Annotated in this window: 2 protein-coding genes and 1 pseudogene; all 3 read left to right on the top strand. The window is 39.1% G+C overall.

Annotated elements, in window-relative coordinates; translation table 11 throughout:
• Window positions 1-566: 566 nt before the first annotated feature.
• Entirely contained in the window at window positions 567-2,303 is a 1,737-nt protein-coding gene (locus F6K22_RS35520) for an iron uptake porin (RefSeq protein ID WP_293109259.1), read from the top strand.
• Between the two features lie 456 nt (window positions 2,304-2,759).
• A complete protein-coding gene (locus F6K22_RS35515; protein WP_293109257.1) occupies window positions 2,760-3,224 on the top strand; it encodes a hypothetical protein in 465 nt (154 codons plus the stop codon).
• A gap of 196 nt (window positions 3,225-3,420) precedes the next feature.
• Window positions 3,421-3,682: pseudogene (locus tag F6K22_RS35510) on the top strand (hypothetical protein); the annotation flags it as partial.

The following is a 3,682-nucleotide window of genomic DNA, read 5'->3' as shown; positions in this document are numbered from 1 at the left end:
TTATAAAGAAGAGGATTGGCGCTCAAGGAATTTTTTTTCTTCTCTTGGTTGATTGGATATGGCGAGGAGACCTCGCCATCCCATCCTAACGGACTGCTCCGCAAACAACCGCTTTTTTCTCCATGAATGGAGAGGCTTTATACCTTAATTTTTCGGTAAATCTAGGAAAAAATCTGTCTCAAAAATTCCAGATAGCTTCATACTTAAATAGATGAATTAACACTAAATACTAATCTTTAATCCTAATCTAATTAATATGAAGCAACTTGCCTTTGCTATTAGCTGCTCTATAAAACTGATACAAAGCGTCACATAACGTAACAACCCGATGTTTACTTCCTGCTGTACGGACGTTGCATAACAAAAATGCGAACGTCCCTAAGGCCGTCAGCGGTTACTCATCCACAGGCTATTCACGGTCGAGCCAACCGCATCTCTTTTATCGAACTTTGTCTGTATAACTAACTACTATAAATTGCTTATACTACAATCTTAGCTTATTATATATTGACCCCTTTTATATAAGCAAGAGGTAGACAAGTTAAGTAATGTAAGGACCAAGTCAGATGAGCGGTAAACTTTTGTTATCTTTAACCTCAGTATTTATCCTATCAATTCCTGTAACATGGACAAAATCTGCAACTGGATTAACACTTATCAATTCCACACAACTTGAACCACAAAATAAATCCCTTCCCCATCTACTATCACCGCCAACATCACAGAGACTGACTCACCCCAGATCGGTCTTTACAAAAGTTCAAAAAAAACCCCAGGAACTAGCACAAGCATCAGATGAATACGACGACTTCTCCGAACTAGACCAAGTAAACTCCGTATCCCAACTATCAGATATCCAACCCACTGATTGGGCATTTCAAGCATTACAATCATTAGTAGAACGTTACGGTTGTATAGCAGGATATCCAAATGGTACTTACAAAGGCAACCGTGCCATGAACCGCCATGAATTTGCAGCGGGGTTAAACGCTTGCTTGGATAGAATTACAGAACTAATTGAAATATCCACAGCAGACTTAGCCACTCGCGAGGATATGGCCAAAGTTAAACGTTTGGTCGAAGAGTTTGCCCCAGAATTAGCAGCACTCCGTGGACGCATGGATGTCCTGGAAGCTAGGACTGCCGAACTAGAAGTAAATAGATTTAATGGTACAACTACTATATTTGGTGGGGAGGTAATATTTGGCTTAACCAATGGTTTCGGTGGAGAAGATGTAGAAAATGCTTTTGGGGGACGTGGAGACGGAGACAAAAACACAATTTTTAATTATCTAGTCCGACTTCAGACAGCCACAACCTTTACAGGAAAAGACCGCTTGCGAATAGAGTTAGGTTCGGCAAACTTTAGCAGTCTCGGTTTTGCAGGTAGACAGTCATTCAATACAGATATGGCTATCCTATCTTACCAAACAGACACAGACGATGAGTTTCAAATATTCAAATTAGAATATCGTTTTCCAGCTTTTGGCGATCGCGTAGTTTTCACATTTCGACCTGTTAACTTCAGTTTAAATAGCGTCCTTACAGCAAACTCTCCCTATTTTGACGCGGGTCGCGGTTCCATTTCTCGGTTTACTGACTCTAGTCCTCTATTTAAAATAGGTAGACTAGACTCTGGTTTAGGTTTTGACTGGTTGGTTACCGACAAAGTACGTTTACAAGTTGCCTACGGTACGCGGGATAGTGAAAACCCTGGTGTCGGTCCAACAGGACAAGGTGGTATTACTGATGCGGGTCATAGTGCTACAGGAGTCCAATTTTTAACTGTTCCGTTTGATAATGTTTTAACTGGTGTTACTTATATAAATGCTTATTCAGAAGATGGTTTTCTTGATACGTTTACAGGTAGTTTAAATGCTGATACTTCTGGAGGGTTAGGTATTCCTGCTAATATTAATGCCGTGGGTGGTACAGTGCAATGGCGAGTTTGGGAAAAAATAACCTTGGGTGCTTGGGGAGGGTGGGTATTTACAAATTATATTAATTCTGATGCTCATGCTACTTCTAATACTTATTTATTTTCTGTTGGGATGTCTGACCCTTTTGGTCGGGAGGGAGATTTATTTGCAGTTTTATTTGGCAAACCTTTAAAATTAGTAGATGGAGATAATGGCATTCAAGAAGATGAGGATACCTCCTATCATCTTGAAACTTTTTACAGATATAAATTAAGCGATAATATTACAATTACTCCTGGATTTTTTGTAGTAACAAATCCAGAACATAATGAAGATAATGAAACAATTGTCATTGGAGTTTTGCGGACAACTTTCCGATTTTAGATGAAAAAAAAAGTTAGAAATAAAAATTCTCGTAGTAGGGCTTCATCCCGATTATTTATAAATATATTTGGAGGCGCTCAAGCCCAACTACAAACAAAAAAAATCATGGTCGAAGTAGGGCTTCATCCCGATTATTTATAAATATATTTGGAGGCGCTCAAGCCCAACTACAAACAAAAAAAATTATGCTCGTAGTAGGGCTTCAGCCCGATTATTTATAAATATATTTGGAGGCGATGAAACGCAACTACAAACAAAAAAAATCATGGTCGAAGTAGGACTTCAGCCCGATTATTTATAAATATATTTGGAGGCGATGAAACGCAACTACAAACAAAAAAAATCATGGTCGAAGTAGGACTTCAGCCCGATTATTTATAAATATATTTGGAGGCGCTCAAGCGCAACTACAAACAAAAAAAATTCAATCAACTAAAACTAATCAAAAATACATCCATGTCAAAAATCATTGTTTTACCTTCCTACTTAAATTTGCCAAAACTTTCAAGATTTACTCTTACCTTTTTAATTAGTTTAAGTATTGGCTTAATATCTACTGCTAATGCTCAAGAACAAGATTATAGTAAACCTGCTGAACGCAAAATTAAGGTTCCTTTTTTCGAGGAAGAAAGAAAATTAGATGCTGATGATGCTTTTAGTAGCTTTTCTAATACCTTTTTAAATGATGCTCTTGGTGGTACAGGAGACCCAATGGGTGGAGCAACTGTACCTGGTTCCGACTTTACCATGTCTCCCAATGTAACAAACTCAGAATTTGCTGACCCTAGTCGCGGACTGTCTAATGGTCGTACTGGGATGGGGGGAGGCGATCGACCTAGTGTTAGCCCTGCTCCTGTCTCACCTACACCAATAACTGGAGGTGGAGGTAGGGGGATTTTTCAAAATTTACCACCTAGGTAATAGTGGGACTTAGACAAAACAGAAGCAGAAAATAGGCTCAAATATAAACGACTTACCTAGAATCACCATATCTAGTAGGGGCAATTCGCGTTTGTGGAGCATTCCACAGGAAATAAAATCGCCCCTACTGTAGTCTACCAAAATTAAAACCGCTGTAAAACAGAAGAAATCACCCAAAACTTACAGGAGAAAAACCGTGGTCACTAAACAGTCATTACTCTCAGAAGGAACTAACAACGCCCTAACTCTACGGGGTCAATTCATTTTACCTTACCTCACAGAACAAGGGATGGAAAAACGACTGGGGCGCGGTAGGATTAACAATGTTATTCCTTTGACTGATGAATTGGTAGTAGTCTGTTCGAGTAGCGGTGCTGCCTTATGGAACTCTATCAATAACGAAATTTTATGGGATATAGATAATCCTGCTACCGGTGGGGTTATCAATTTTGATGGCA

Source organism: Okeania sp. SIO2F4 (genome assembly GCF_010672385.1).
In the GTDB taxonomy this organism is placed as follows: domain Bacteria; phylum Cyanobacteriota; class Cyanobacteriia; order Cyanobacteriales; family Microcoleaceae; genus Trichodesmium.
This window is presented reverse-complemented; position numbering and strand designations above follow the sequence as displayed.

Excerpts from the sequence above, each read along its gene's own strand:
- F6K22_RS35515 (WP_293109257.1), top strand. The coding sequence starts at position 2,760 with ATGTCAAAAATCATTGTTTTACCTTCCTACTTAAATTTGCCAAAACTT.
- F6K22_RS35520 (WP_293109259.1), top strand. The coding sequence starts at position 567 with ATGAGCGGTAAACTTTTGTTATCTTTAACCTCAGTATTTATCCTATCA.